This window comes from Dyadobacter sp. SRI_021 (assembly GCF_057586235.1).
In genome coordinates this window covers 613,538-639,111 of record NZ_JBYCZM010000005.1, presented here as the reverse complement: position 1 = coordinate 639,111, position 25,574 = coordinate 613,538, and the positions used below count along the sequence as shown (strand labels likewise).

23 protein-coding genes are annotated in these 25,574 nt (G+C 49.4%); 13 read left to right on the top strand and 10 right to left on the bottom strand.

Features of this window, described 5'->3' with window-relative positions:
* Positions 1 to 66: 66 nt before the first annotated feature.
* Complete coding sequence (locus AC2YIT_RS18925) at positions 67 to 2,607, top strand: ATP-dependent Clp protease ATP-binding subunit (protein WP_430845269.1); 2,541 nt, start codon at positions 67 to 69, stop codon at positions 2,605 to 2,607.
* A 242-nt stretch (positions 2,608 to 2,849) separates the two neighbouring features.
* Here AC2YIT_RS18925 and AC2YIT_RS18920 read toward each other — a convergent pair whose 3' ends face one another.
* Together AC2YIT_RS18920 and AC2YIT_RS18915 are read right to left on the bottom strand one after the other, a co-directional pair.
* Positions 2,850 to 3,416 (bottom strand): transposase, encoded by a 567-nt coding sequence (locus AC2YIT_RS18920; protein WP_487280174.1) that lies wholly within the window; start codon positions 3,414 to 3,416, stop codon positions 2,850 to 2,852.
* 169 nt (positions 3,417 to 3,585) lie between these two features.
* Complete coding sequence (locus tag AC2YIT_RS18915) at positions 3,586 to 4,089, bottom strand: IS110 family RNA-guided transposase (protein WP_487280173.1); 504 nt, start codon at positions 4,087 to 4,089, stop codon at positions 3,586 to 3,588.
* Positions 4,090 to 4,199: 110 nt separating this feature from the next.
* Here AC2YIT_RS18915 and AC2YIT_RS18910 point away from each other — a divergent pair, with 110 nt between their 5' ends.
* Entirely contained in the window at positions 4,200 to 5,891 is a 1,692-nt protein-coding gene (locus tag AC2YIT_RS18910) for a carboxylesterase family protein (RefSeq protein WP_487280172.1), read from the top strand.
* 31 nt (positions 5,892 to 5,922) lie between these two features.
* Positions 5,923 to 6,810, top strand: coding sequence for a sugar phosphate isomerase/epimerase family protein (locus tag AC2YIT_RS18905; RefSeq protein WP_487280171.1), 888 nt, complete (start codon positions 5,923 to 5,925; stop codon positions 6,808 to 6,810).
* Between the two features lie 59 nt (positions 6,811 to 6,869).
* On the opposite strand, the gene atpH is transcribed toward AC2YIT_RS18905, so the two are convergent.
* The 6 genes from atpH to AC2YIT_RS18875 form a co-directional block, all read right to left on the bottom strand.
* Positions 6,870 to 7,406 carry an ATP synthase F1 subunit delta gene (atpH, locus tag AC2YIT_RS18900; RefSeq protein ID WP_223401308.1) on the bottom strand — a complete coding sequence of 179 codons (537 nt, stop codon included), beginning with the start codon at positions 7,404 to 7,406 and terminating at the stop codon, positions 6,870 to 6,872.
* Between the two features lie 23 nt (positions 7,407 to 7,429).
* On the bottom strand, positions 7,430 to 7,924 hold the full coding sequence (atpF, locus tag AC2YIT_RS18895; protein WP_430845275.1) for a F0F1 ATP synthase subunit B: 495 nt from the start codon (positions 7,922 to 7,924) through the stop codon (positions 7,430 to 7,432).
* Between the two features lie 152 nt (positions 7,925 to 8,076).
* Positions 8,077 to 8,340, bottom strand: a complete 264-nt coding sequence (atpE, locus tag AC2YIT_RS18890; protein ID WP_090150806.1) for an ATP synthase F0 subunit C — start codon at positions 8,338 to 8,340, stop codon at positions 8,077 to 8,079.
* A gap of 44 nt (positions 8,341 to 8,384) precedes the next feature.
* The gene (gene atpB, locus AC2YIT_RS18885; RefSeq protein ID WP_430845277.1) at positions 8,385 to 9,479 is read right to left on the bottom strand and encodes a F0F1 ATP synthase subunit A; all 1,095 of its coding nucleotides are present in this window, start codon (positions 9,477 to 9,479) and stop codon (positions 8,385 to 8,387) included.
* 24 nt (positions 9,480 to 9,503) lie between these two features.
* Positions 9,504 to 9,863, bottom strand: a complete 360-nt coding sequence (locus tag AC2YIT_RS18880) for a hypothetical protein (RefSeq protein ID WP_430845279.1) — start codon at positions 9,861 to 9,863, stop codon at positions 9,504 to 9,506.
* Between the two features lie 23 nt (positions 9,864 to 9,886).
* Positions 9,887 to 10,114, bottom strand: a complete 228-nt coding sequence (locus tag AC2YIT_RS18875) for an AtpZ/AtpI family protein (protein ID WP_487280170.1) — start codon at positions 10,112 to 10,114, stop codon at positions 9,887 to 9,889.
* A gap of 178 nt (positions 10,115 to 10,292) precedes the next feature.
* Here AC2YIT_RS18875 and porW point away from each other — a divergent pair, with 178 nt between their 5' ends.
* Genes porW through uvrC form a run of 4 tightly spaced genes read left to right on the top strand, consistent with a single transcriptional unit; the run spans position 10,293 to position 17,785 of the window.
* Positions 10,293 to 12,446 carry a type IX secretion system periplasmic lipoprotein PorW/SprE gene (gene porW / locus AC2YIT_RS18870; protein ID WP_487280169.1) on the top strand — a complete coding sequence of 718 codons (2,154 nt, stop codon included), beginning with the start codon at positions 10,293 to 10,295 and terminating at the stop codon, positions 12,444 to 12,446.
* A 51-nt stretch (positions 12,447 to 12,497) separates the two neighbouring features.
* A complete protein-coding gene (locus AC2YIT_RS18865) occupies positions 12,498 to 14,795 on the top strand; it encodes a transglycosylase domain-containing protein (RefSeq protein ID WP_487280168.1) in 2,298 nt (765 codons plus the stop codon).
* Between the two features lie 19 nt (positions 14,796 to 14,814).
* On the top strand, positions 14,815 to 15,957 hold the full coding sequence (locus tag AC2YIT_RS18860) for a glycerate kinase (RefSeq protein WP_487280167.1): 1,143 nt from the start codon (positions 14,815 to 14,817) through the stop codon (positions 15,955 to 15,957).
* A gap of 16 nt (positions 15,958 to 15,973) precedes the next feature.
* Positions 15,974 to 17,785 (top strand): excinuclease ABC subunit UvrC, encoded by a 1,812-nt coding sequence (uvrC, locus tag AC2YIT_RS18855; RefSeq protein WP_430845287.1) that lies wholly within the window; start codon positions 15,974 to 15,976, stop codon positions 17,783 to 17,785.
* On the opposite strand, the gene AC2YIT_RS18850 is transcribed toward uvrC, so the two are convergent.
* Complete coding sequence (locus tag AC2YIT_RS18850; RefSeq protein ID WP_487280166.1) at positions 17,782 to 18,996, bottom strand: BaiN/RdsA family NAD(P)/FAD-dependent oxidoreductase; 1,215 nt, start codon at positions 18,994 to 18,996, stop codon at positions 17,782 to 17,784. The two genes, uvrC and AC2YIT_RS18850, sit on opposite strands and share 4 nt — an antisense overlap.
* Before the next feature lie 112 nt (positions 18,997 to 19,108).
* On the opposite strand from AC2YIT_RS18850, the gene AC2YIT_RS18845 reads away from it, so the two are divergent.
* The 6 genes from AC2YIT_RS18845 to AC2YIT_RS18820 all read left to right on the top strand — a co-directional run bounded on the left by AC2YIT_RS18845 (position 19,109) and on the right by AC2YIT_RS18820 (position 24,610).
* Positions 19,109 to 20,170 (top strand): saccharopine dehydrogenase family protein, encoded by a 1,062-nt coding sequence (locus tag AC2YIT_RS18845; RefSeq protein WP_487280165.1) that lies wholly within the window; start codon positions 19,109 to 19,111, stop codon positions 20,168 to 20,170.
* Between the two features lie 6 nt (positions 20,171 to 20,176).
* Positions 20,177 to 21,715 carry an L-piperidine-6-carboxylate dehydrogenase gene (amaB, locus tag AC2YIT_RS18840; RefSeq protein ID WP_487280164.1) on the top strand — a complete coding sequence of 513 codons (1,539 nt, stop codon included), beginning with the start codon at positions 20,177 to 20,179 and terminating at the stop codon, positions 21,713 to 21,715.
* Between the two features lie 62 nt (positions 21,716 to 21,777).
* Positions 21,778 to 22,044, top strand: a complete 267-nt coding sequence (locus AC2YIT_RS18835; RefSeq protein ID WP_487280163.1) for a PqqD family protein — start codon at positions 21,778 to 21,780, stop codon at positions 22,042 to 22,044.
* 3 nt (positions 22,045 to 22,047) lie between these two features.
* Complete coding sequence (locus AC2YIT_RS18830; protein ID WP_487280162.1) at positions 22,048 to 22,488, top strand: lasso peptide biosynthesis B2 protein; 441 nt, start codon at positions 22,048 to 22,050, stop codon at positions 22,486 to 22,488.
* A 21-nt stretch (positions 22,489 to 22,509) separates the two neighbouring features.
* Positions 22,510 to 23,427, top strand: coding sequence for a serine kinase (locus tag AC2YIT_RS18825; RefSeq protein ID WP_430845297.1), 918 nt, complete (start codon positions 22,510 to 22,512; stop codon positions 23,425 to 23,427).
* Between the two features lies 1 nt (position 23,428).
* Positions 23,429 to 24,610, top strand: a complete 1,182-nt coding sequence (locus tag AC2YIT_RS18820; RefSeq protein ID WP_430845299.1) for a nucleotidyltransferase domain-containing protein — start codon at positions 23,429 to 23,431, stop codon at positions 24,608 to 24,610.
* On the opposite strand, the gene AC2YIT_RS18815 is transcribed toward AC2YIT_RS18820, so the two are convergent.
* Positions 24,551 to 25,498, bottom strand: a complete 948-nt coding sequence (locus tag AC2YIT_RS18815) for an aldose 1-epimerase (RefSeq protein ID WP_430845301.1) — start codon at positions 25,496 to 25,498, stop codon at positions 24,551 to 24,553. The genes AC2YIT_RS18820 and AC2YIT_RS18815 overlap by 60 nt on opposite strands.
* Positions 25,499 to 25,574 lie beyond the last annotated feature (76 nt).

Genomic DNA, 25,574 nt, shown 5'->3' with positions numbered 1-25,574 from the left:
AGCTACTTTGAACAAACGGAGATCAAGTAGCGTTTAGAATACATAAACACTTTTTATTGCTACACAATGGAAGCAAAATTTTCGAATAGAGTGAAAGAGGTAATCTCAATGAGCCGGGAAGAAGCCCTCCGCCTGGGTCACGATTACATTGGTGCAGAACACTTGTTATTAGGAATGATCCGTGAGGGTGATGGTGTAGCCATAGGGTTGCTTAAAAAACTCGGGGTGTCGCTGGACGACGTCCGCCAGACGATCGAGCAGGCAACCAAAGGTGCAGCCACAAACAACGTTAAAAATTTACAAAATATCCCTCTGACGAGGCAGTCGGAGAAGGTGTTGAAGATTACATATCTGGAAGCTAAGATTTTCAAAAGCACGCTCATCGGCACCGAGCATTTGCTTCTTTCGATATTGCGTGACGAAGACAATGTAGGTACCCAGATATTGCATAAGTTCAATGTTAACTACGAAGTCATCAAGGAAATGTTAGAATATCAATCATCCGGATCCAGACCTCATATGGGGCCGGAGACCGAAGACGGGGATGATGAAGCCAGAGGCGGAATGTTTGGAGGTGGTAGTGGCTCTTCTTCCGGTAAAGAATCCAAAGGTGCTGAAAAGTCCCGTACACCTGTCCTGGATAACTTTGGAAGGGATTTAACCAAAATGGCGGAAGTAGGCAAGCTCGACCCAATCGTGGGACGTGAGAAAGAGATCGAGCGTGTGGCGCAGATCCTCAGCCGCCGTAAAAAGAATAACCCGATCCTGATCGGCGAGCCTGGTGTTGGTAAAACAGCCATCGCAGAGGGCCTCGCATTGCGGATTGTTCAGAAAAAAGTATCCCGTGTGCTTTTCGGCAAGCGCGTCGTGACGCTTGACCTTGCTTCGCTTGTGGCTGGTACCAAATACCGCGGCCAGTTTGAAGAAAGAATGAAGGCGGTCATGAACGAGCTGGAAAAATCACCGGATGTGATCCTATTCATCGATGAGCTTCACACGATTGTGGGCGCAGGCGGTGCATCAGGCTCGCTGGACGCTTCGAACATGTTCAAGCCGGCGTTGTCACGCGGGGAAATCCAATGTATCGGAGCTACCACGCTGGACGAGTACCGCCAGTACATCGAGAAAGACGGCGCATTAGCTCGTCGTTTCCAGATGGTAATGGTGGACGCGACTTCGATCGAAGAAACGATCCAGATCCTGACCAACATCAAGGACAAATACGAAGATCACCACCACGTAAACTACACGCCTGAGGCGATTAGCACGGCGGTGAAACTGTCGGAAAGATATATTACCGATCGCTTCCTGCCGGACAAGGCCATCGACGTGCTCGATGAAGTAGGTGCTCGTGTGCATATCAGCAACATCACGGTTCCTGAGGATATTTTGATGCTTGAAGAGCAAATCGAGAATATCAAACAGGAGAAAAACCGGGTAGTAAAAAGTCAGAAATACGAAGAAGCTGCTCAATTGAGAGATCGTGAGAAAAAACTGATCGATCAGCTGGAAAGAGCTAAACTGGCATGGGAAGAAGAAACCAAGCAGAAACGCTATACCGTCACAGAACAGAATGTGGCTGAGGTAGTGGCGATGATGACGGGTATTCCTGTGACGAACGTATCGATGGACGAAGGCAAGAAATTGCTAAATATGGCCGACGAACTGAAATCGAAAGTGATCGGCCAGGACCCGCCGATCGAGAAACTCGTGAAAGCGATTCAGCGTACACGTGTGGGCTTGAAAGATCCTAAGAAACCAATCGGTTCATTCATTTTCCTTGGACCAACCGGTGTAGGTAAAACCGAGCTCGCGAAAGTATTGTCGACTTACCTGTTTGACAAAGATGACTCGCTGGTGCGTATCGATATGAGCGAATACATGGAGAAATTCAGCGTATCGCGTCTGGTAGGAGCGCCTCCGGGATATGTGGGGTACGAAGAAGGTGGCCAGCTAACCGAGAAGATCCGCCGCAAACCATACAGCGTCGTATTGCTCGACGAGATCGAAAAAGCGCACCCGGATGTGTTCAATATCCTGCTGCAAGTACTCGACGACGGTATTCTGACGGACGGTTTGGGCAGAAGAGTCGATTTCCGTAACACGATCATCATCATGACTTCGAATATCGGGGCGCGTGATTTGAAAGATTTCGGAACAGGAATCGGTTTCTCTACCAAAGCAAGAGCCGAGAACCAGGATGACATTATGAAAGGTACCATCCAGAGCGCATTGCGTAAAGCATTTTCTCCGGAGTTCCTGAACCGTCTCGACGATGTGATCGTGTTCAACTCGCTGCAACGCGAAGATTTGCACCGCATTATCGACATTTCATTGGGCAAACTGTTCAGCCGTGTGAAAGGTCTGGGCTACGAAATCGAATTGACTATCGCTGCGAAAGACTTCCTGTCCGATAAAGGTTACGATCCACAATACGGGGCTCGTCCTTTGAACCGGGCAATCCAGAAATACCTGGAAGATCCCGTAGCGGAAGAAATACTGAAAGGCGACCTGCGCGAAGGCGATGTACTGGTAGCCGATCATGAAGAGAAGAGTGAACAACTCGTTATTAGTGTTCGCAAGAAGGAAGAAGAGCTCGCAAACTAGATTTGTAATGCTCCGAAAGCACAAGTAGCTTAAAAGGCAGGTCGGAAGACCTGCCTTTTTTTCTGAAAGTCTCATGTGAACCCGTATACACACAGCAATCCCATGATCACAGATCGATCTAAGCGATTTTCCTTTTAGAGAAAAATTTTTTCTACGTGCTCTTGGCAACAGCTGTGGGTGCTTAGCGTCTGTTATCAGTTTTATTTACGGGGTATAGTCCACCAAAAAAAGCCTCGACCTTTCTATTGGGACGCTAATATTTTCAATTTTCTTACCCGGTTTTCCAGCCGCTGGATTTCCGCTTTCCTTCTTTCAATTAGGATTTCCGCTCTCAGCGCTGGTTCCTTGTAAGGTAATTTATCCCGGAGGATATGGTATGATGCTGTCAGTATGTGGTGTGCAATCGCCATTGCCGCTTTCTTCTTTCCCCGTCTCTGGGTGAGTTTGTGGTACTTGAATGACAGGTAGGTATTCATCGTATGGCTTGCCGCCCAGGACGCTTCGATTAATGTTGTTTTCAAGTAGGTATTGCCATGCGTTGTTCTTGCCGACCTTATTTTCCCTGCACTTTCGTTGTTACCGGGGCAGACGCCGGCCCAGGAGGCAAGGTGTTTGTCGGAAGTAAATTGGGACATATCCAGACCGATTTCTGAAACGATGCCAATGGCAGATTGCCTGGATACACCTGGAATGGTTTGCAATAATGCGAGCTCATCCTGCTTACCGGCCAGACAAAGTTCAATCTGCTGGTCGAGTTGGTCGATTAGCTTGTCCAAGGCGTCCATCGTCTCTGTGAGCAACTTCAACATAAAGCGGTGACGTTCACAGAACCGACCGTAAAGGGCCTGTTGTAAAACCTGCTTTTTGTTTACCAGCGAACCTCTGGCCTGGTTTGATAACACAACAGGATCGGTAACGCCGTCCAATAACAAATCTATAATCCCCTGACCGGTTTTAGAAAAAACGTCGCTGACTACGCTACCCAGCTTGATGTTGGCATCCGCATCGGCGGTCCGACTCTAAGATATTTTGTAACCGGTTCTTTTCCCTGCTGCGCTCATTGACCAGTTTTTTACGGTGCCGCAGCAATGTTCTTAATTCTCGCACCCAGCCTTCGGGAACAAAACTATGTCTGAGAAGCCCACTTAAAAGCAGTTTAGCGATCCATTCCGAATCCTTTTTATCGGTTTTGTGGCCGGGGACATTCTTGATATGACGGGCATTGACCAGGATGATCTCGAAGCGGCCTTCCAAAACATAATATACCGGTCGCCAATAAACTCCCGTACTCTCCATAGCTATGTGGGTAATCTGATGGCCTTCAAGCCAATGCGCCAAATCTTCCAGATCTCTGGTGAAGGTGGCGAAGGTCCGGGTTTCTTCCTGGATTCCAGTCCCTTTGATTGAAGCAACTACTGTATCTTTGTGTACATCCAGGCCACAACCTCGGGCTATGAGCTGGGGGAATTCTACTACTGCCATGTCGTTTAATAGATTGGTCTCTAATTAAAACGACTTTCATGCGCGTGGGTGAATTCCCCCAATTCATAATTGTTTTATTTATATTTAGCCATCGAAAATTCGTATAACTAATGGGACCTAACTGGAAAAACGCTGTGCTGGGCCTAACGCTCAGTCTTGCAGCCATTAATGCCGACGTTTCTGCACAAAAATTACCTTCTGGCCCTCAGGTCCTCACATTTTTCTCCGACGCCGACGATACCGAGCAGCCCTACGGCCTTTATCTCCCTGCAAATTTCGACGAAAACAAAAAGTATCCGCTCGTGATCATGTTGCACGGCGCCGGGTCCAATCATCGCCTGGCATTGCGCCGCGTGTTTGGGAAAAGCAATGCAGAAGGTGAAACCGACGTGGAAGCCACGCGCTACTTCCCGAAATGGGAGAATGTCGAATACATTGTGGCATCACCCTACGCACGCGGAACGGCCGGTTATCAGGGAATTCCTGAACAGGATGTTTACGACGTGCTGGCAGATGTGAAAAAGCGCTTTAAAATCGATGAAGACCGCACTTATCTGACTGGCCTGTCGATGGGCGGCGGCGGTACGCTCTGGATCGGTCTTACGCGCCCGGATATATGGGCGGCTATTGCGCCCGTGTGCCCCGCGCCGCCCGCGGGCACATTCGACCTCGCGCCTAATGCGACCAACTTTCCTATCCATTTCTTCCATGGCGATGCGGATCCGGTGGTACCCGTAGCAGGAACGCAGAAATGGGTATCGACTTTGCAGGACCTGGGCACGGAAGTAAGTTATAAGGAGTTTGTGGATGTAAAGCACGACAGCTGGGTGAATGCCTATGACAATGAATACATTTTCCAGTGGTTCGACGACTATAAACGTAACCCACACCCGGATCGCGTGCGGTTTGTGAGTAAGCAATACAAATATGATAAGGCGTTTTGGGTAACGTTGAACCGAATGGCTGTCGGAAAGCTGGCAGAGATTGATGCGAAGTTTACGAAGGAGAATACATTGGACATCAAAACGCAAAATCTTGAAAAGTTTACCTTAAATCTCAAAGGCCACTCCAAATTCAAACCGGGCGCTGCATTGGCATTGAAAATCGATGGCTCGAATGTGAATACGAAGACAGACAGTGTGGTAACCTTGTTCCGCGAGCCGGCGAGTGGCAAATGGGCTGTGGAGGGTGCGACGATCATGTCCATTTACACAGGCAAGAAAAAAGGTGCTGAGGGGCCGATATATGCCGCATTTGCTTCGCGTCATGTGTATGTGTACGGGACGGCGGATAATCCTTCACCCGAAGAGTTGAAAAAACGCGTAGACATTGCTACGCAGGCTGCGAGCTGGTCGCAGTACCGGGGTGAGTTTTTGGGGCGAATCATGTTCTTCCCGCGCGTGCTGGCTGATAAAGAAGTGCGCCCAAGCGATATCGAAAGCGCCAACCTCATACTGTTTGGTACGAAGGAAACGAACGCGTTGATCGCAAAACACGCTGATATGCTCCCGGTGCATTTAAAGAAAGGCGACACAGCGCATGGGCTGTTTTATATACTGCCAATGGAAGGCCATTATGTAGCTGTGAGTTCGGGGTTGCCCTGGTGGACCGGGGTGAAAGACGAGGGTTTCCCATTCGTATCGGTGATGCATCGTAAGCTTCCGGAATTTAAAGACATTATTTTTTTTAAAGATTCATCCGCCAACCTGCTGATCGATAACTATTTCACGCAAGAGTGGAAACTGGACGACGATACGAAGCGCAAGCTTTCCGCCTCCGGCGCCGTTGATATTACCCCGTAGTTTTATTTTTTAATTTTTCGAATCTTAACCAATGGATTACAACGAAAAGATTTCCCGGAAATCGTTCCTGAAAGCCGGTGCATTCATGCTGGCTACCCCCATGCTCTCCAAATTGAGCCTGGACGTGAAAGCCCCTTCGCCAATCGGTTTGCAATTGTACACGCTTCGTAACGAAATATCGAAAGACCTCCTGGGCACGCTGAAAAAGGTCTCGGCGATCGGTTATAAGGAAGTGGAACTTTACGGCTATTCAGACGGTAAATTCTTCGGTAAAACGCCCAAAGAGTTCAAGAAGATCCTCGGCGACCTGGGCTTGAACCCCGTAAGCGGCCATTACGGCGCCGGTGTGGAGAACAAAACAGCCAAAGGCACATTGAGTAACAGCTGGCAAAAAGCGGTCGACGATGCGGCAGAACTGGGCCAGCAGTATGTAAACTGCGCCTACCTGACCGAGTCCGAGCGCAAGACGATCGATCAGTATAAAAGCTATGTCGATTTGTTCAACAAATCAGGCGAAGTAGCCAAGAAGGCAGGCCTGCAGTTCGGTTATCATAACCACGATTTCGAATTCAAGAAAATCGGTGGTGAGTTGCCTTACGATTACATCGCTGGCAAAACCGATCCGAAACTCGTGAAGCTCGAACTGGATTTGTACTGGGCCGTAAAAGCAGGTATGGATCCTGTGGCATTGTTTAAGAAATATCCGGGCCGTTTCCCATTGTGGCACGTGAAAGATATCGACAAGAAGGACGGCTCATTTGCAGAGGTAGGAACCGGCTCCATCGATTTCGCTAAAATATTTGCGAACCGTAAACTGGCAGGCATGACGCATTTCTTCGTGGAGCAGGACGTAGCGAAAGTACCGCCGGTACAAGCCATTGAGACGAGCTACAAGAATGTAGTGAAAATGAAAGTATAGCATAAAAAAAGACCCGGCCGCATAGCAGCCGGGTCTTCCAAATTATGCAGATAAAAATTTCAGTTTACTAACTGTAATTTAAGTTCGTTCAAACGGCTGCGCAGCGAAGCGTCGATCTGGCGGTCGCCCACTGTCAACACATACCCGCCGATCAGAGCATTATCTACTTTCTCGGCAAGTTGAACCGTTTTTCCGGTTGCTTTGGCAACAATATCGGTGAATTGCTTACGAAGTTCGTCGGTGAGCGGGGTAGGGGTTACCACCGTCGCTTTTTCAATTCCCTTGTAAACATTATAGGCTTTAATGAATTCCACCGCGATTTCGTCGAGGATAGCCTCCCGGTTTTTCTTGGTGATAATATCGAATATCGCGAATGAAACCGGGCTTACGCGCTCTTTGAAAAGGCCTTTCAAAATCCCTGATTTCTTCTCGTGACGCACCACCGGGCTTTTCAATGCAAGCATCAGGCCGCGGTTCTGGTCCGCTGTTTCTTTGAACAGCAGCATATCCTGATAAACCGTGTCCAGAACGTTTTGTTCTTTTGCGAGCTCGATCAGCGATTTTGCATATCTGGATGCTACAATACTTACTGACATCGGAATGAGATTTTAAATGCTGGTTAGTTAAGACGCGCAGATGAAGCAAGGTCGGCGATCAGTTTTTCCTGAGCTCCTTTGTCTTCCAATTCACGGTGCAATACTTTTTCAGCGATTTCCAATGAAAGCGTAGCCACTTCTTTCTTGATTTTGCTCACGGCTACCGCTTGTTCGTTGCGGATCGTTTCGCGTGCGCTTTCGATGATTTTTTGTGCTTCAACAGCCGCTTTGTCTTTCGACTCCGCAATGGTTCTGTCGGCAGCGTCTTTTGCGTCACGAAGGATCTGGTCACGGATTGCGTTTGCTTCTGCGATCAGTTTCTCGTTGTCCGACTTCAATTGTGCCATTTCAGCACGTGTTTTTTCTGCGAGGTCCAGCGCGCCCTGAATTTCGTTTTCACGGTCTTTCAAACCTTTGAGGATAGGTTTCCATGCGAATTTGGACAGGATAAACACTACCAGCAAAAATACTACCAGCATCCAGAAAATAAGGCCTGGGTTTGGAGTAAGCAATGACATAGTTAAATGAGTTTTTGAGTGTAAGAACGATCTAAATCTTCTCTCTTCTTATTATTAAAATTTCGTGGAAGCCTAATGCTCCCACGAGAATGTTTTGGCATCGCGTCCAGGCCTAGCGCGCCGGGGCAATGTTCCCCTTTCGGGAAGCTCTGTTAAAGCTTGAAAGAGATAAGCAGACAGATTACCGCTGCGAAAAGCGCTACCGCTTCGATCAGAGCCGCGATGATCAACATAGCAGTTTGGATGGCACCAGCAGCTTCTGGTTGACGGGCGATACCTTCAACAGCGCTACCACCGATTTTACCAATACCAAGACCCGCACCGATAGCAGCAAGACCTGCGCCGATAGCAGCACCGAAAACTGCAAGACCTGCACCACCTTGTTCAGCAGCTTGAAGCAAAATTTGAGCGAACATAATTTGTTTGTTTAAAATATAAATTAATAAAAAAGAGATTCGAATCAGTGTCCGTGGTCGGCGTGGCCATGCTCTTCAATGGCGCTTCCGATGTACATAGACGATAATAGTGTGAAGATGAACGCCTGGATGAACGCTACCATAATCTCGATGAAGTTCAGGAACAATGCGAACAGAGAGATTACCGGGGCGATCACGAAGCTTTGGAAAATAAAGATCAGCCCGAACAAGCTCAACAGGATAATGTGACCTGCTGTGATGTTGGCAAACAACCGGACCATCAAAGAGAACGGCTTCATGAACACCCCTACGATCTCAACCGGGATCATAATGAGCAACAGTGGAGCAGGTACTCCCGGAGGGCTCAAAAGGTGTTTGTAGTAGTTGCCATTCGCGTTCAGGTGAACGATAATGAATGTCAGCACTGCCAATGTCATGGTTACGGCGATGTTACCGGTAAGGTTAGCCGACCCAGGAAGCAGACCCATGATGTTGTTGATCAGAATGAAGAAGAACAACGTGAGCAAATATGGTAGGTATTTTTCGTATTTCGGTCCTACGTTTGGCTTTACCACTTCGTCGCGAATGAAAAGGATGATTACCTCCATCGCAGATGCGAAACCTTTCGGCGCTTTGCCCTTGCTGTTTTTGTACCAGCCTGCAACGCTTGTGAAAACGAGGATCAGGATCACCGCGCTTAATAGCATCGAAGCGACGTTCTTGGTGATCGAAAAGTCGTAGATTTTACGGGATTCGTCAACAGGCACGATTTGTTCGGATTCACCATGTACCAGGTGGTAACCGTTGTATTCGTGGTGTTCGTTGTGGAACTTAGACGATAGGAAAACCTCCAAGCCGCGGTCTTCCGAATAGAGAATTACAGGAAGTGGGATCGATACGCCGTGAGAGAACTCCCACTCGTGAGAGTCGGCAATGTGGTGCATGATCATCTCGCCGATCTTGAACTCCTCTTCGTGCTCTTCAAGCTTATGTTCAATTTTATGCTCTTCCTCGTTCACAGCCTGAGCGACCTTGTCAGTCTCGTGCTGAGTAGGTTCGTCGGCACGGGCCGGGAGGTTAAAAACGCATGTTGCCGCTATAAGGGCGATAGTAAAAAACCGTCTCAGATGGGTATACATAAATGCTTGAAATACTATGCTTTGTCAATCGCGGCGCAAGTTACGATACAAACCATATATTTCAAAGCATGTATAAAATAAATAGAGTGCAAAAAAGTTGATAACGAATAGGAATGAATCAGTTAGCCCATTATACAAAAACAAGCCGATGAAAATGATGCTCAGAATGATCCTCGCAACAATGCTGGAAATGTAAAATGTGACAAATTTCTCACGCTTGTTCCGCATTCCGAACTCCATGAGCCGGTGGACGAGAAATGCGAGCCCGAAAAAGAATATGAGAATGTACCAAATATAGGGATGCAGGAAAGAATCGGCGTGGAATCTTTGAGCAAGGAAAAATACAATTCCGAGCGAAATAGTAGCGATCAGGGTACGTAGCATACGCGTGCGTCGGGGAGGAGCAATTATCGTTTGGTAAAACTTCTTATCAAAAGGTAGAGCGAGGCGGCAATGGAGACAAGCGAGAGCACGAGCGTCCACACTGGTACCTTATTTTGCTGCCACTCGTCGAGCTTGTAGCCGCCCCAGGTGAATGCCAGGATAGTGCCCAGCATTTGCGTCGCCATTCCCGAGTATTTCAGGAAGCGTGTCGACGTGCTTTTGTCCACGGTCTTTTTCGGATCTTCCATCATGGTAGAATATAAAGGTAAAATTGCTTCAAATTTTGCAAATGGCATTATCTTCGATACGGTTTTATTGAAAATACCGTTTTAGGTTTGCAACCTGACAGAAAGACGAACACCCCATAAAGTCAATTTCGTGATCGACCGTTTTACCTCCCATATCCGACGCACATTACCGCTACTTGTCATGATTATCGTTGCGGCTGCCTGTTCTCAGTATAGCTCGCGGCCCGGTGCCATCACTTTTCACAACGTAGCAGCGCGTTATAATGCCTATTTTATGGCGGAGCAGGATATGGCAGAAGCGGAGTTTGAAATGAAGAAGGCGTATAAAGAAAACTATAACCAGCTGCTCCCGATACTGCTTCCGATGGACTCGATTCTCGCCCAGCCGGTAAAGCCAAAGTTGCAGGATGCGATTAAAAAAGCCTCAATTGTAGCTGAGAAGCATCAGAACAGTAAATGGATCGACAACAGCTATATACTTTTGGGCAAATCGCGGTTGTATCTTGGGCAATGGGCGGATGGCCTGGAAGCATTGCGCTACGTATATGCTAACGGACGCGACGAGAACGACAAAAATAATGCCCTGATCCTGCTGATGCGGGCCTATATAGAGCATAAGGATTACTCCAATGCGCTGGGTGTGGCCGAATATTTAAGCCAACAGCCACTGAGCAAAGTATCTCAACGTGATTTTTACCTCACCAAAGCTTATTTGCATCAGCAAAACGGCGAATACCTGACTTCCGTTGCGATCCTGGAAGAGACATTCCCGCTTTTAAAGAAATCAACGGAAACGGCCCGCATTCATTTCGCAGCAGCTCAGATGTACGACCGTCTTGGACAGTATGCATTGGCTAACCGGCATTATAAAAGTGTAAACAGGAACAAGCCAAACTACGACCTCGGCTTTTATTCCAATATGAATTCCCTGCAAAACGAGGTGGTGCTGGATCCGAAGCGTGACCTTACCAATGTAGGTTTTGATAAAATGCTCCGTGATCGGAAAAATGACGACCTGAAAGACCATGTGTATTTCACGATGGGTTTACTGGCTGAACACAAAAAGCAGATCCCGGAAGCGGTAAGCTATTTGCAGAAAGCGGCAGCGGCGTCCAAAGGAAATATGCAGCAAAAAGCCTACACTTATCTGCAACTGGCGAGGATAGAATACGAAGCGCTCGAAAATTTTGAAATGTCCAAGGCCTATTACGACAGTGCGTTGGCCATTCTGCCGCAGGAGGCGCCTGAATACCGCCTCGTGGCCGACAGGAAACGTGCACTCGACAATTTTGTGACGCAATACACCATTGTTTCGGTCGAGGACAGCCTCCAGAGGCTGGCTAAAATGAACCCCGCACAATTGGATAATAAGATTGACCAGATCATCGAAGCGAGAGAGAAGAAGCGCCTCGAAGAGGAGGAAAAGGCAAGAAAAGCGCAAATCGCGGCACAGAACGCGAGTCTGCAGCAAGGCGGAGGAAATCCGTTGGTCGCGGGCGGAGAACGTCGCTTCGAGCTGTTCGACCCTGCATTGGTCAACAAGGGCAAGATCGACTTTAAAAGGACCTGGGGTAACCGCCCGCTGGAAGACGACTGGCGCCGGAGCAGCCGTCCTCTGCGTACGCTTGCAGGCAACAATAGTGCGGGCGGTACGGATAGCACCGCTGTTGCGCAGGCAGCGCCGGAAAGTACCGGATTGAAAAAAGGCACGCCGCAGTGGGACCAGATACATGCAATGTTGAAAAAGGACGTTCCGTTGTCGGATACGGCATTTGCAGCTTCGCAAAAGAAAAAGGAGGATGCGCTCTACAATCTGGGCAAGATCTATCGATTTGATCTTAAAGAATCCAATCGAGCTATTGCGGCGTTCGAGCGGGTGCTGGCGGAGTATCCTAAAACGCAATATAAAGACGAAATCTATTACCTGCTTTTTCTGAGCAATGAGGATAATGCCGCTCAGAAAGAATCCTGGAAATCGAAGTTGTTAAGCGAATATCCTACATCGACTTATGCCCGCCTCGTCAATAAAACGACCGATACCGGAGGCACTTCCGGCAATGCGACGAAGGAGTACGAAGCCATGTACAAGCTCTACGCAGATGGTAATTACACGAAAGCGCTGGAAGATATCGAGAAAAACCTGCCGTCCTACAAAGGCAGTTCCATGGAGGACAAGTTCGCATTGCTGCGCGTATTTTTGATCGGTAAAGTGAGAGGTAAGGAAGCCTACGCGCAAGCTATTACCGAGTTCATGCGGCTGTATCCTACCAGCATTTACCTGCCCCGTCTGAAAGAAATGCAGGAATTCAATTCCCTCTCCATGGGCAAGAGATAATAGGCTGAAATTGTATATTTGCCTTTTCCAGTAACCTATCACCCCACATCTATGATTGAATTGCAACCCGGAAAGTATCGGCGCACCATTGTTCGTCTCTGGCGGATAGTTGGCCTGGGACTGGGTCTGATCATATTCTACATCGTTGCCGTCAGTTTTAATTTTTTGTGGTTGTTCGGTGGCATGCCGGACCTGAAAACACTCGAAAACCCTAAAAGCGAACTGGCATCGGAGCTCATCAGCGAGGACGGCAAATCGTTGGGTAAATATTTCTTCGAAAACAGGACGCCCATCGATATCGCACAAATATCCCCTAATCTTATCGATGCACTTGTAGCTACCGAGGATGCCCGTTTTGTTAACCACTCGGGTATCGATCCACGGAGTTTGTTAAGGGTATTCAAAGGCGTCGTCTCGGGAAGTTCCAGCTCCGGGGGCGGCAGTACGCTCACGCAGCAAGTCGCCAAAAACCTTTTCAATACCCGTTCGGAAGAATATGAGGGGCTGCTCGGTAAAATACCGGTAGTCCGTATTGTCATAGCCAAAACAAAGGAATGGGTCCTGGCAGTGGTATTGGAGAGAAAGTATACCAAGCAGGAAATCATGCAGATGTACCTCAATACGGTTTCTTTTGGTAACAATACTTATGGTATTAAAGTAGCTTCCAAAACTTATTTCGATAAGGAGCCCTGGGACCTGAACGTCACCGAAGCTGCATTGCTCGTGGGGATGTTGCAAAACCCGACGTTGTTTAACCCGCTGCGCTTCCCGACTAATGCATTGAACAGAAGAAATACAGTTCTGGCTCAGATGTATAAATATGATTACATCCGCGAAGAGGATTTTGAGAAATATAAAGAAAAGTCTCTGGGGCTGAATTTTACGGTCGATAGTCATAATACCGGCTTGGCACCCTACTTCCGCGAGTCGATGCGCGGGTACCTCAAAAGCTGGGTGAAGCTCTACAACGAGGAACACGATACGGATCTCGATCTTTATACAAGCGGGCTGCGCATTTATACGACCATCGACTCGCGCATGCAGCGCTACCAGGAAGCAGCATTGACTGAGCACATGAAAGTTCAGCAAAAGCTGTTTGATGAGCACTGGAAAGGCCGTAACCCATGGACCTTCGATAACGGCAAGGAAATCCCCGGCTTCATTACCACCGCAGCAAAGCGCTCCCCGCATTTCATATCGCTGAAAAGAGACCTGGGCGAAGAGGAAGCATGGAGGATCATGAAGAAGCCTTACAAAATGAAGGTTTTTACCTGGAACGGAGAGAAAGAAGTGACCATGAGCCCGCTCGATTCCATTGCTTATTACAAACGCTTCCTGCGTGCAGGTATGATGTCCATGGACCCGCGTAACGGGCACGTGAAGGCGTGGGTAGGAGGTATTAATTTCAAATACTTCAAATATGACCACGTAAAGCAGGGGTCGCGGCAGCCGGGGTCTACTTTCAAGCCGTTTGTATATGTTTCGGCATTGGATAAGAACTTTCTCACGCCATGTGACCATGTGACCGATCAGCCGGTTTATTTCGGGCTTTCCGACGGTGTACCTGGGGGATGGTCGCCCAAGAACTCCAATAACAAGTACTCTTATCAATCGCTGTCGCTGCGACAGGCATTGGGAAAATCGGTGAATACCGTGAGTGCCTACCTGATGAAAATGGTAAAGCCGAAGGCGGTGGTGGAATATGCGCATAAGTTAGGGATTACCTCCAAATTACAGGAGGTACCTTCGCTCTGTCTGGGCATCAGTGATGTTTCGGTATATGAAATGGTAGGCGCCTATTGCGCATTTGCAAACGGCGGCCACAGAACGGAACCGATGACGATCCTGCGCATTGAAGATCGTTACGGCAATGTATTGCAGGAATTTTTCCAGAAGCAGAACCAGGAGATCAGTGCCAACATGGCTTATAATATGTTGTATCTGATGCGTGGTGCGGTCGAGGATCCGGGAGGGACTGCCGGCCGGTTGCGGCAGTACGGCGTTACCGAAGGGAATGAGATCGCAGCCAAAACCGGTACTACTTCGAATTATTCGGACGGTTGGTTTATGGGCATGACGCAAAACCTCGTATCGGGCATCTGGGTAGGCGGCGAAGATCGAAGCATCCACTTCCGTACCATTGCTTACGGGCAGGGCGGCCGCATTGCGATGCCGGCCTGGGGATTGTTTATGCAAAAGGTATATGCTGATCCTACATTGGTACAATATCGTAAGATGCCATTCAACAAACCCGAAAATTACGTCCGTGAATGCGGTGGGGTAGCGACCGACAGTACCGATACTTACATTCCGCCGTCACGATCTGACGACGAAGGCGTTCTGTTCTGATCCTATTAAATCCCTGCCCGTGAATATCCTAGTTGCCCCTGACAAGTTTCGCGGTTCGCTGGAAGCTGCGGAAGTTTGCGATGCCGTTATCAATGGCATTGTAAAGGCATATCCCAACGCGAAAGTAACGGCGATACCGTTAGCCGACGGAGGAGAAGGGACTTCGAAGATATTGACGCAACAAGCCAGTGGATTCGAAGTGACGGTAACCGTGATGGATCCGCTGAACCGGCCAATCAAAGCCACTTACGGACTTTCGCAGGATCATCAGGTCGCATTTATCGAAATGGCTGCCGCTTCGGGCCTCGGACTGCTGAAAAGAGAAGAACGCAACCCGCTTCGGACGAGCACATTTGGAACGGGGCAGCTCATTGTCGATGCATTGGACCGCGGTGTGAAAAAGATCATTCTCGGAATCGGCGGGAGCGCTACTACCGACGGAGGCATCGGGATGGCGGAGGCACTTGGTTACGCATTCAAAGATGCGGAGGGGCATACATTGCTGCCAAACGGCGAATCGCTTGCGAAAATCGCGTCGATCGATACGCATAATGCGGATCCCCGGCTTGCGTTGGTTTCGGTGGTAGTGGCTTGTGATGTGACCAACCCGTTGTTTGGCAAGGAAGGTGCCGCATTTGTATACGGCCCGCAGAAGGGTGCTGACCCGGAAATGGTGGTGCAGCTGGACAAGGGACTGGAGAACCTTACACAGGTAGCCACGCGTGCATTCAGGCGGGACGTGAGCCTCGTACCGGGCGCAGGTGCAGCGGGAGGCCTTGGCGCGGGGTGCATGTGGTTTTTGAATGCTGAGCTGAAAGACGGTATCAGCATTGTGATGGAGCAGTGCAATATTGCTTCGCTCGTTGCCAATGCGGATTTGGTGATCACAGGGGAAGGAAAAGTGGATGAGCAAACGCTGGCTGGGAAAGTAGTAAAAGGGTTGGCCGGACTTTGCACGAGCCATCATGTGCCGCTCGCCGTTGTTTGCGGCACTTTGCAGATTACGCCGGAACAGGCCCGGGCCGTGGGTATTACCTACGCCGTTTCCGTTTTGAACAGGCCTATGGATTTGAATGCCGCACAAAGTGAAGCATTCCAGCTTGTGAGCGACGCAACTTTTCAATTGATGCGGTTGTTTTTCTTCAACAGGGGCGCCGTTTAGTCCTAAATCTCAATCAATGTCTGAATTCAATTATAAAGAAGAACTCGCCAAAATTCCTCTCGATCCCGGTGTGTACCGGTATTTCGACGAAACTGGTGAGGTGATATATGTAGGAAAAGCGAAAAGCCTGCGAAACCGGGTTTCGAGCTATTTTTTGAAAAACAACCAACACGACCGTAAGACCAAACGGCTCGTGAGCCAGATCCGCCGGATCGAATTTACCATCGTTTTGAGCGAATGGGATGCACTGTTGCTGGAAAACCAGCTGATCAAGCAATTGCAGCCCAAATTCAACATTCTGCTTAAAGACGATAAGACTTATCCGTTCATTTGCGTTACCGACGAGCCATTCCCACGGGTATTCCCGACGCGGAATATGGACCGTACCAAAGGTACCTTTTATGGCCCGTTTGCCAATTTACGCTCGATGCACACGCTGCTCGACATGTTCAAGGCATTATACCAGATCCGCTCGTGCCAGCTGCCACTGACGAAGTCGAATATCGAGGCCAAAAAATTCAAGGTTTGCCTGGAATACCATATTGGCAACTGCAAAGGGCCGTGCGAAGGTCTGCAAGCCGAAGATGAATACAATGCGGAGATTGAGCAGGTACATAATATATTGAAAGGTAATTTGTCATCGCCGCAGCAGTATTTCAAGGAGAAAATGCTCGAAGCCGCGGAGCAAATGGCGTTTGAAAAAGCGCATGCGTGGAAGACGAAAATTGAGCATTTGTCTAACTTCCAGAGCAAGGCTACGGTGATCAACCCTCGTATTGGTAATATCGATGTGCTCACAATCGTGTCTGACGAGGAAGCCGCGTACCTCAATTTTATGAAAATAAAAGAGGGTTACATGGTGGCGACACAGACGCTGGAAGTGAAGAAAAAGCTCGACGAAAGCGATATGGAAATCCTTTCGATGATGATTGTGGAAATGCGGTCGACGTACGGTTCGGAGGCGAAGGAATTGGTTTCAAATCTGAAACCGGATCTCGACATGCGGCTCGAAGTGACCGTTCCGCAAATCGGCGACAAGAAGAAGCTGCTGGATATGTCCATGAAAAATGTGATGTATTTCAGAAGGGAGAGGACCGAGCGCCGCGAAGTGGAAGCGTCTGCTACCACCTCCAAAAAGGACCGGGTACTGATCCGTCTCAAAGCTGATTTGCAGATCAAAACGCTTCCGAGGCATATCGAGTGTTTTGACAACTCAAATATTCAGGGTACCAATCCGGTGGCGTCGATGGTGTGTTTCAAGGATGGAAAGCCGTCAAAAAAGGATTACCGCCATTTCAATATCAAAACTGTAATAGGGCCGAACGACTTTGCTTCGATGAACGAGATCGTGAGCCGCCGCTATCTCCGACTGATCGCGGAAGAACAGCCATTGCCCGACCTGATCGTGATAGATGGTGGCAAGGGGCAGTTGGGTGCAGCCTGTGATGCATTGAAAAGCCTGGGCATTTACGGGCAGGTGCCTATTATTGGTATTGCCAAAAGACTGGAAGAAATTTATTTCCCGGAAGACCCGCTTCCGTTATATATCGATAAACGGTCCGAATCGCTGAAACTGATCCAGCAGATCCGCGACGAAGCACACCGGTTTGCAATCACGTTCCACCGCGATAAGCGCAGCAAAGCGAGCCTGGTAAGCGAGCTGGAAGGCGTTGTGGGCGTCGGGAAGGTGACGGCTACGAAGCTTTTGAAGCATTTCGGCTCCGTGCGTGCTATACGCGAGAGTTCAATCGAAACGCTCACAGATCTGATCGGTCTCGACCGGGCGAAAAAGGTAAGGGCCTATTTCGACACCATGGCGGGGGATTAAAGACCAATATTTTTTCCCACAATATAACCGGTCGTCCAGGCATTCTGGAAGTTGAAACCACCGGTAATGCCGTCGACGTCCATCACTTCCCCGGCAAAGAAGAGGCCGGGTAGGGAACGGCTTTGTAATGTTTCCGGGTCGATATCTGCCAATGCAATGCCACCGCAGGTGACGAATTCCTCTTTAAATGTGGTTTTGCCCTTCACTTCATATTGGCTGTTGGTGAGTAGCTCGGTCATTCGGTTCAGTACTTTATGGCTCGCATCTCCCCAGCGCAATGTGTCGGGGATTTCCGCTTTTTCGGTAAATGCTTTCCAAAGCCGCGAAGGTAAGCCGAATCGGGCGTGCGAGGCGATCTGCTGTTTGGCAGTATTGTTTTTTTCGGCGAGTAAAAAGTCGCGGACCTCCTGTTCCTTCATTTCCGGTAGCCAGTTGATGCGACAGGTAAAATGGTAATTTTTTTCGGCAAGGTCGCGCGCGCCCCAGGCCGAGAGTTTCAGCACTGCCGGCCCGCTGAAACCCCAGTGCGTGATTAGCAACGGCCCGCGCCATTCATGTTTGGTGCCTGATATTTTGACCCATGCATCTTTTACGGCTACACCAGCTAGCGGTAGCAGGTAGTTATCAGGCGTATTAAATGTAAACAATGAAGGCAGCGGTGGTACGATCACGTGCCGGTGTTCTTCCAGCCAGTCGAAACTTTCTGCTCTCGGATAACCCCCGGTTGCGATCAACAGCCGATCGGTTAGAATGGGTTCTCCGTTGACAAGCTTCAACTGGAATGCGTCCCCCGTTTTCTCAAAGGAATCTACATGCACGCTCGTCCTGATCTCTATATTCAGGTTACGGGCTGTTTTAATGAGGCATTCGATAATGGTATGCGACGAATCGGAAGTGGGAAACATGCGCCCGTCGGCTTCGGTTTTGAGATGAACACCCCTTTTCTCAAACCACGCCACAGTGGCATCTGCATCGAAATGAGGCAAGAGCTTGCGAAGTAACTTTTCGCCTCGCGGGTAATTTTTGATGAAATGGCGCAGCTCGTGGGGCCGGTGCGTCACATTGCACCTTCCGCCACCGGAAATACGGACCTTGTTAAGGACTGTCCTGCTTTTTTCAAGAATGGTAATGCAGGCGTCCGGAAACGTCTCCGCTGCCGTAATTGCTGCCATGAAACCCGAAGCGCCGCCGCCCACAATGGTGATTGTCATAATGGCTGATTTGTCCTACAAAAATGACATGCAAGTTTTAAAAACTGCAATTTCTTTTTCTATCTTTCAAAATAGCTTCAAAAATTTCAACTAAAACCATTTTAAACTATACATGCAAAGAGTACTTGTGATCGGATTAGGAAAAGTAGGCTCGCTGGTAGCGACTTTGCTGAGTAAACGCTTTCAGGTTACCGGGGTCGACAAGACCGAGCCCGCAGTGCAATTGCCTTTCGATGTCATGGCCGGTGATGTGAACGACGGCGCATTTCTGGATAAGGTATTGGCCGGTTTCGACGCGGTGGTGTCCTGTATGCCTTACAACCTTAACCTACCCATCGCGCAACGTGCGCACAAGGCGGGCATCCATTATTTCGACCTCACCGAAGACGTCCCTACCACTGCAGCCATCCGTGAAATGGCCAAAGATAGTCGTAGCGTGCTTGCACCCCAATGCGGCCTTGCACCAGGCTTTATCGGCATTGTAGGAATGGACCTGGCCAGGCGTTTTACCAAAATCCGGGATATCGAGCTTCGCGTAGGCGCATTACCACGCTATCCGAACGGGCAGATGGGATACTCCTTCACGTGGTCGCCCGCGGGCGTGGTGAACGAATATCTGAACGACGCCGAGGTCATCCACAACGGGGTCCGTAAGATGGTGCCATCGCTCGAAGGTATTGAAATGATCAATATCGAAGGCCAGGAATTCGAAGCATTCAGTACTTCGGGGGGCCTCGCCACTATGTGTGAGACCCTGGAAGGGAAGGTGGATACTTTGAACTACAAGACTATTCGTTACCCGGGGCATTGCAATCTGATGCGTTTCGTGTTATACGAACTGTGCCTGAAAGATAAACGCGCATTGGTGGAGGAAATCCTGACTGAGGCTAAACCCCCCGTGCAGCAGGACGTAGTGTATGTGTATGCCGTGGTGGAGGGCTGGAAAGGCAATCACCTCGAAAGAGAAGAATTTTATCAGGCTTATCATCCTATTCAGATTGACGGCCAGCATTGGCGGGCCATTTCCTGGACCACGGCAGCCTCCATTGCGTCGGTGGTGGAAATGGTGGCTGATGGCGTACTGCCCGGAACCGGGTTTATCCGGCAGGAAGACATTGTGCTCGATGATTTTTTCAAGACAATGAATGGACAGTTTTTTAAGAATATAGGCTGAAAAAGTATGAAAGGGATCGATTTAATTCTTGAAAAACTAGGCATCGAGGGCATTAACCACGGCGTAACTACCGGACAGCTGAGCTGGGAAGGCGGCGGTGCGTTGCTGGAATCTTTTTCTCCGGTGGATGGCCGCAAAATAGGAGCGGTAAAGCAAGCCTCGCGTGAGGATTACGACCGCGCGGTGGAAACAGCCTCGCTAGCATTCAAAACCTGGCGAAGTATACCGGCCCCCAAACGCGGCGAAATTGTGCGGCAAATGGGTGTGAAGCTTCGTGAATACAAACAGGAATTGGGCACGCTTGTCAGCTACGAAATGGGGAAAAGCTTACAGGAGGGGCTGGGGGAGGTCCAGGAGATGATTGATATCTGCGACTTTGCTACCGGTCTTTCCCGCCAACTTTACGGCCTTACCATGCATAGCGAGCGCCCGCAGCACCGCATGTACGAGCAATGGCATCCATTGGGTGTGGTCGGGATCATTTCGGCATTCAATTTTCCGGTGGCCGTGTGGTCATGGAATTCGATGGTCGCCTGGGTATGTGGGAATGTATGCGTGTGGAAGCCTTCGGAAAAAACGCCGCTGACAGCCATCGCCTGCCAGCACATTATACGGGGCGTCCTGAAAGACAACGAGGTGCCGGAAGGCGTGTCATGCATTGTTTCCGGCGGACGCGAAGTGGGGGAATGGCTCTCGAACGATCCGCGGATCGCGCTGGTATCGGCTACCGGCAGCATCCCGATGGGCCGCTCGGTAGGAGAGGCGGTGGCGAGGCGATTGGGGAAATCCCTGCTCGAACTGGGCGGGAATAACGCGATTATCGTAACTCCCACGGCCGATTTGAAGGTTGCGATCCCGGCGATTGTTTTTGGGGCGGTCGGTACAGCGGGCCAGCGATGTACATCGACGCGCCGGTTAATTGTGCATGACTCGATATTTGAGGAAGTAAAGAACCGTTTGGCAAAGGCATATGGCCAGTTGAAAATCGGCAACCCGCTGGATCCGGGTATTCACGTGGGACCTTTGATCGACAAGCAGGCCGTAGCACAATATCAGCATGCCGTAGAACAGATCAAACAGGCGGGAGGCTCATTTGTGGTAGCGCCGGGCGTACCGGGAGGAGATCAGTATGCGTCGGGTTGTTATGTTTCGCCGTGTATTGCGGAGGTCGAAAACCATTGGGAGATCGTCCAGCACGAAACATTCGCGCCGATCCTGTACCTGATCCGTTATAGCGATGCCGACGAAGCCATCGCGTTGCAAAACGATGTGCCGCAGGGACTTTCTTCCGCGATTTTTACCAACGACCTGCGTGATGCCGAGCGTTTCCTGTCATTCGGAGGCTCCGACTGCGGCATTGCCAACGTAAATATCGGTACATCCGGTGCGGAGATCGGGGGCGCGTTTGGCGGTGAAAAAGAGACCGGCGGCGGGCGTGAATCGGGTTCTGATGCCTGGAAGGCTTATATGCGACGTCAAACTAATACGATCAATTACGGCACCGCATTGCCGTTGGCGCAGGGAATAAAGTTTGAGATTGAGTGATTAAAATGCCTAACTTTGTACAATTCGGTTGCACATTATACTTTCAGATTTAATTTTTCAGAATGAAATACCAGCTTACATCAGAACAGATATCGTCCAAAGTTGCAGGGGAAACAGTCATTCTCAACCACAGCAAAGGAGCTTATTATGGTCTGGATGAAGTGGGGGTATTGATCTGGGATACATTAGAGAAAGGGCCGCAGACGATCGAAGCGTTGTGTGATGTGGTCATCAGCGAGTATGACGTCGATGTAGACACTGCCAAGCGCGACATCGACGGGTTGTTGAAGGATTTGATATCCGAGAGACTGGTTGAAATAATCAAATAGATTTTGGGTAAGATCGGTAAGCTGATAGGGAAATGGCGGAGCTTGTCCGGGCGGGAGAAATGGATATTCCTGCGGGCTGTATGGTGTCTGGTGTGGATCAAGGCCGGACTTCTTTTACTTCCTTTTCCGCTATTCAGAAAATGGTACCACAGGCTCAGTCGCCCGAGCCGGGTTCAGGAAACCACACGGGAAACTATGGAACAGACTGTTTGGGCGGTGGATACAGCGGCGAACCTGCTGCCATTTGAATTTTTGTGCCTACCGCGTGCCCTTGCCGCCAAGTACCTGCTTCGTAATTCACCGGCATTGACCCTGGAAATAGGAATTGAGATCAACCCCGCCAAGCGGTTTGAGGCACATGCCTGGGTAGAGCAAAACGGCAACATTATCATCGGGCGTTGGCCCGACACTGTTTCCTACAAACGGTTCTGGGTTTGGGAATGATTTAATTTGTACTTTACACACATGCACCATTACACCGCCTTCGGGCTCCATATCCATTCAGAAATTTCCCTGCCCGAACTGGCCGAAGGTAACCCGCATTCAATTGCAGATGTTTATATCCGCCAGGGTGCCGTGGAACTCCCTTCCATGCGGCCAACGACCATTTACAGACGGGGTATCAGGGCATTTTTCGGCCAGGATGAACAGCAGGCGCTGTTTCTGGATTGGGCTGGTGTAGCATCTTTCAAGGCTTCCGGCGGCCATGAACTGCTTGTTTCTCCTGTGGCTTCGGAGCCTAATTTGATCAGCCTGTTTACCGTGAGTGAAGCATTAGGACTTATTTTGTTTCAAAAAGGGTATTTTTTACTTCACGCCAGTGCGGTTGAGGTAGGCGATGACGCCTGGTGTTTCATAGGTATGCCCGGCGCCGGGAAGTCGAGTACGGCAGCGGCGTTTATTAAAGCTGGTTGCAGGTTGCTGAGTGACGATCTCACCGCCATTACATTTGATGAAACCGGAAAGCCGTTAATTGTCCCAGCCTATCCACAGCTCAAAATCTGGGAAAAGACAGTCAGTGGTTTGCAATATGCCGAATCCGACCTCGAACCCGTCAGTGAGGGCGTTAAGAAATTTGCTTATCATCCCCGGGATCGCTTTCCGGCGCAACCAGTTCCGTTAAAAAAGGTATTCTTCCTGCACAAAGCCAGAAATAAGCCCGCTGTTCAACAAATGAATCTGGCTGAAATACCCGGCGAATTGCTACGCAACTTTCCGCTGGCAACAGAGCTTATGAGTGGCGATAATCTCAAAAAACACTTTTTTCAAAGCATTCAATGTGCCCGGTCAGCCGAGCTGCTTCGTAAAAGGAGACCTGAGGGGTTTGATAACTTGGAAAAGTGGGTGGAAGCGAGTATCCGTGAACAATTAATTGCGGAATAGGATGCAACGGCCCAAAGTTTCCCGTGAACTCGCATATCTGATCGAGGCGGCGGTATTGCCGTCGGGGCATCAGTCATTCGAAGTCGAAGACAAACCTTTTGATCCGCAAAGATTTTCGGCCCTTGTGAGCTGGCATCAGATCCGGCCGCTGGCATTTGAATATGTGCAGGCGAAGGCGTTGACGCTTCCCGATAGTGTTCTCAGAATGCTGCGGGAATTCACGCTCGGGCAGGCAGTGACCAATATGGCTTTCCTCGGGATTTGCGTCCGGTTGTATAATCGACTGATTGATGACGGGGTACACGCTTTCCCAATGAAAGGAGCATTGTGGGCCTGGATGCTTTATGAAAAGCCTGTCTTGCGGGAATTTGGTGACATCGATTATTTTATTGGTAGAGAAGATGTTTCCAAAAGTCTGGATATTCTTCTCAACGAAGGCTTCGCCGCAGATAAGTACCGCCATTATTTGCTGAAAGAGAAGGCTGTTGTCGAAGATTACCTGAATACCGATTACCAACTTCCGCTGACGCCCATAGCAGAGCACGTATTGCAGTCATTGGAAATACAATGGAATTGTACCTATCCACGCTATTGCTACAATTTTACATGGGATGAATTGGCCGGGAACCTGGTAGCGTTCAATATGATGGGGAAACCTGTACTGGTTCCCGGAATGGAAATCCAGCTGATCATGATGGTGATCCACCACGGTGGCGTCGAGCAATGGGACAAGCTGAAATACATGGCGGACTTGCAAAGACTGCTCGATAAATCGGCGGATTCGATGGATTGGCCATACATTAATAAGATCACCAAAGCAAAGGGCTTCCATAAACTGTTGCTGGAATCGCTGGGCGTGGCCGGGTATCTCAGTGGCAGGGATTATGTCAAATATGCGAGCCCGGTGAAATATTACCCTTCGGAGCGCTTTTTAAAGGATATATTGACCCATTGGGAGAATGAGCGGCCGTCGTTGAAGACTAAAACCTGGCGTATTTTTCTGTATAATATAAAGTACCGCGACAAATGGTCGGATAAACTTTCCATTGTCGCGGCACATTTGGGGTATTTGACCCATTGGAGACTTTTGTGGCACAAGATCAGCTGGTACCGTAGCGGACCGTCAGATGAGGCTGACCGTGATCGTGCCGTCAACGCTGTGTCCGGGCGCCAGGATATTTAGACCTTCGCCGGTATTAAATGCGTCTACATTCGCTGTGAGCGCCTCGATAGCCACGCAGTCCCGTGCAGGAGGCGTGTACACGACCAGGTAGTTGAACTTCCCTTCCCCGGTCTCCTGCTCGATACGCAGGGTCACATTCTGATTCTTCGAAATCAACTCGGTAACCGCGCGTCCGCCAACGGAGTCTACGATGAAGCAATTATCGAATTCCTTCCGGTGCAGCAATGCAGGCATGGCCATGTCGAACGGCTCAGTACCGACGGGAATCAGGCTTTCATTAAAAGTTACCAGGCGTTTCGAAGGAATATTAATCTTCCAGGCTTCGACATCCTCGTTGCCCAGCATCCAGTAAGGGTGCCAGCCAAACATCGCCGGGCAAGGTGACTGCCCATTGTTTTTTGCCTCATATTTCAGCTCGAAACGGCCATCCGCATGTAATGTGTAGCGGACAGAAAAATGCACCTGGAATGGGTAACCTTCCGCATTATCGATGGTGTAAGATAGCTGAATGGACGCGTAATCCTCGTGAATGACTTGTTCATCGAGGTGGAAGTGTTTTTTACGCACAAGCCCGTGAATGGCGTTCAGGCCTCCGTCCTCATTCTTGTGCAGCTGGTATTCTTTGCCCAAAAACTTGTATTTCCCTGCCGGAATGCGGCTCGCGAATGGAAACAGCAGCTCGCTGGCGCTTTTGGTATCGGCTACCAATGCCGACGGGGTAGGAGGTGTTTTCAGTACCGAAAAAAGCGTGAGGCCTTTCCGTAACGAAAGCTGACGGACAATGCCGCCCAGTTCCGGAACGACTACGCAGCGGTTCTCAGTGGTTGTTTCATGGATCACGTATTCGGTAAGGTCGCCGAACTGCTGTTTGAAGATTTCAAAAGCCATATGCTTTGAAGGTTTAGGGTCAAACGGTTTATTACTATATGTTGTAAAAATAATAGCCGGACAGGTTGAATTGTCC

Coding starts and splice junctions, on each gene's coding strand:
- AC2YIT_RS18925 (WP_430845269.1), top strand. CDS start 67: ATGGAAGCAAAATTTTCGAATAGAGTGAAAGAGGTAATCTCAATGAGC.
- AC2YIT_RS18920 (WP_487280174.1), bottom strand. CDS start 3,416: ATGTTGAAGTTGCTCACAGAGACGATGGACGCCTTGGACAAGCTAATC.
- AC2YIT_RS18915 (WP_487280173.1), bottom strand. CDS start 4,089: ATGGCAGTAGTAGAATTCCCCCAGCTCATAGCCCGAGGTTGTGGCCTG.
- AC2YIT_RS18910 (WP_487280172.1), top strand. CDS start 4,200: ATGGGACCTAACTGGAAAAACGCTGTGCTGGGCCTAACGCTCAGTCTT.
- AC2YIT_RS18905 (WP_487280171.1), top strand. CDS start 5,923: ATGGATTACAACGAAAAGATTTCCCGGAAATCGTTCCTGAAAGCCGGT.
- atpH (WP_223401308.1), bottom strand. CDS start 7,406: ATGTCAGTAAGTATTGTAGCATCCAGATATGCAAAATCGCTGATCGAG.
- atpF (WP_430845275.1), bottom strand. CDS start 7,924: ATGTCATTGCTTACTCCAAACCCAGGCCTTATTTTCTGGATGCTGGTA.
- atpE (WP_090150806.1), bottom strand. CDS start 8,340: ATGTTCGCTCAAATTTTGCTTCAAGCTGCTGAACAAGGTGGTGCAGGT.
- atpB (WP_430845277.1), bottom strand. CDS start 9,479: ATGTATACCCATCTGAGACGGTTTTTTACTATCGCCCTTATAGCGGCA.
- AC2YIT_RS18880 (WP_430845279.1), bottom strand. CDS start 9,863: ATGCTACGTACCCTGATCGCTACTATTTCGCTCGGAATTGTATTTTTC.
- AC2YIT_RS18875 (WP_487280170.1), bottom strand. CDS start 10,114: ATGATGGAAGATCCGAAAAAGACCGTGGACAAAAGCACGTCGACACGC.
- porW (WP_487280169.1), top strand. CDS start 10,293: ATGATTATCGTTGCGGCTGCCTGTTCTCAGTATAGCTCGCGGCCCGGT.
- AC2YIT_RS18865 (WP_487280168.1), top strand. CDS start 12,498: ATGATTGAATTGCAACCCGGAAAGTATCGGCGCACCATTGTTCGTCTC.
- uvrC (WP_430845287.1), top strand. CDS start 15,974: ATGTCTGAATTCAATTATAAAGAAGAACTCGCCAAAATTCCTCTCGAT.
- AC2YIT_RS18850 (WP_487280166.1), bottom strand. CDS start 18,996: ATGACAATCACCATTGTGGGCGGCGGCGCTTCGGGTTTCATGGCAGCA.
- AC2YIT_RS18845 (WP_487280165.1), top strand. CDS start 19,109: ATGCAAAGAGTACTTGTGATCGGATTAGGAAAAGTAGGCTCGCTGGTA.
- amaB (WP_487280164.1), top strand. CDS start 20,177: ATGAAAGGGATCGATTTAATTCTTGAAAAACTAGGCATCGAGGGCATT.
- AC2YIT_RS18835 (WP_487280163.1), top strand. CDS start 21,778: ATGAAATACCAGCTTACATCAGAACAGATATCGTCCAAAGTTGCAGGG.
- AC2YIT_RS18825 (WP_430845297.1), top strand. CDS start 22,510: ATGCACCATTACACCGCCTTCGGGCTCCATATCCATTCAGAAATTTCC.
- AC2YIT_RS18820 (WP_430845299.1), top strand. CDS start 23,429: ATGCAACGGCCCAAAGTTTCCCGTGAACTCGCATATCTGATCGAGGCG.
- AC2YIT_RS18815 (WP_430845301.1), bottom strand. CDS start 25,498: ATGGCTTTTGAAATCTTCAAACAGCAGTTCGGCGACCTTACCGAATAC.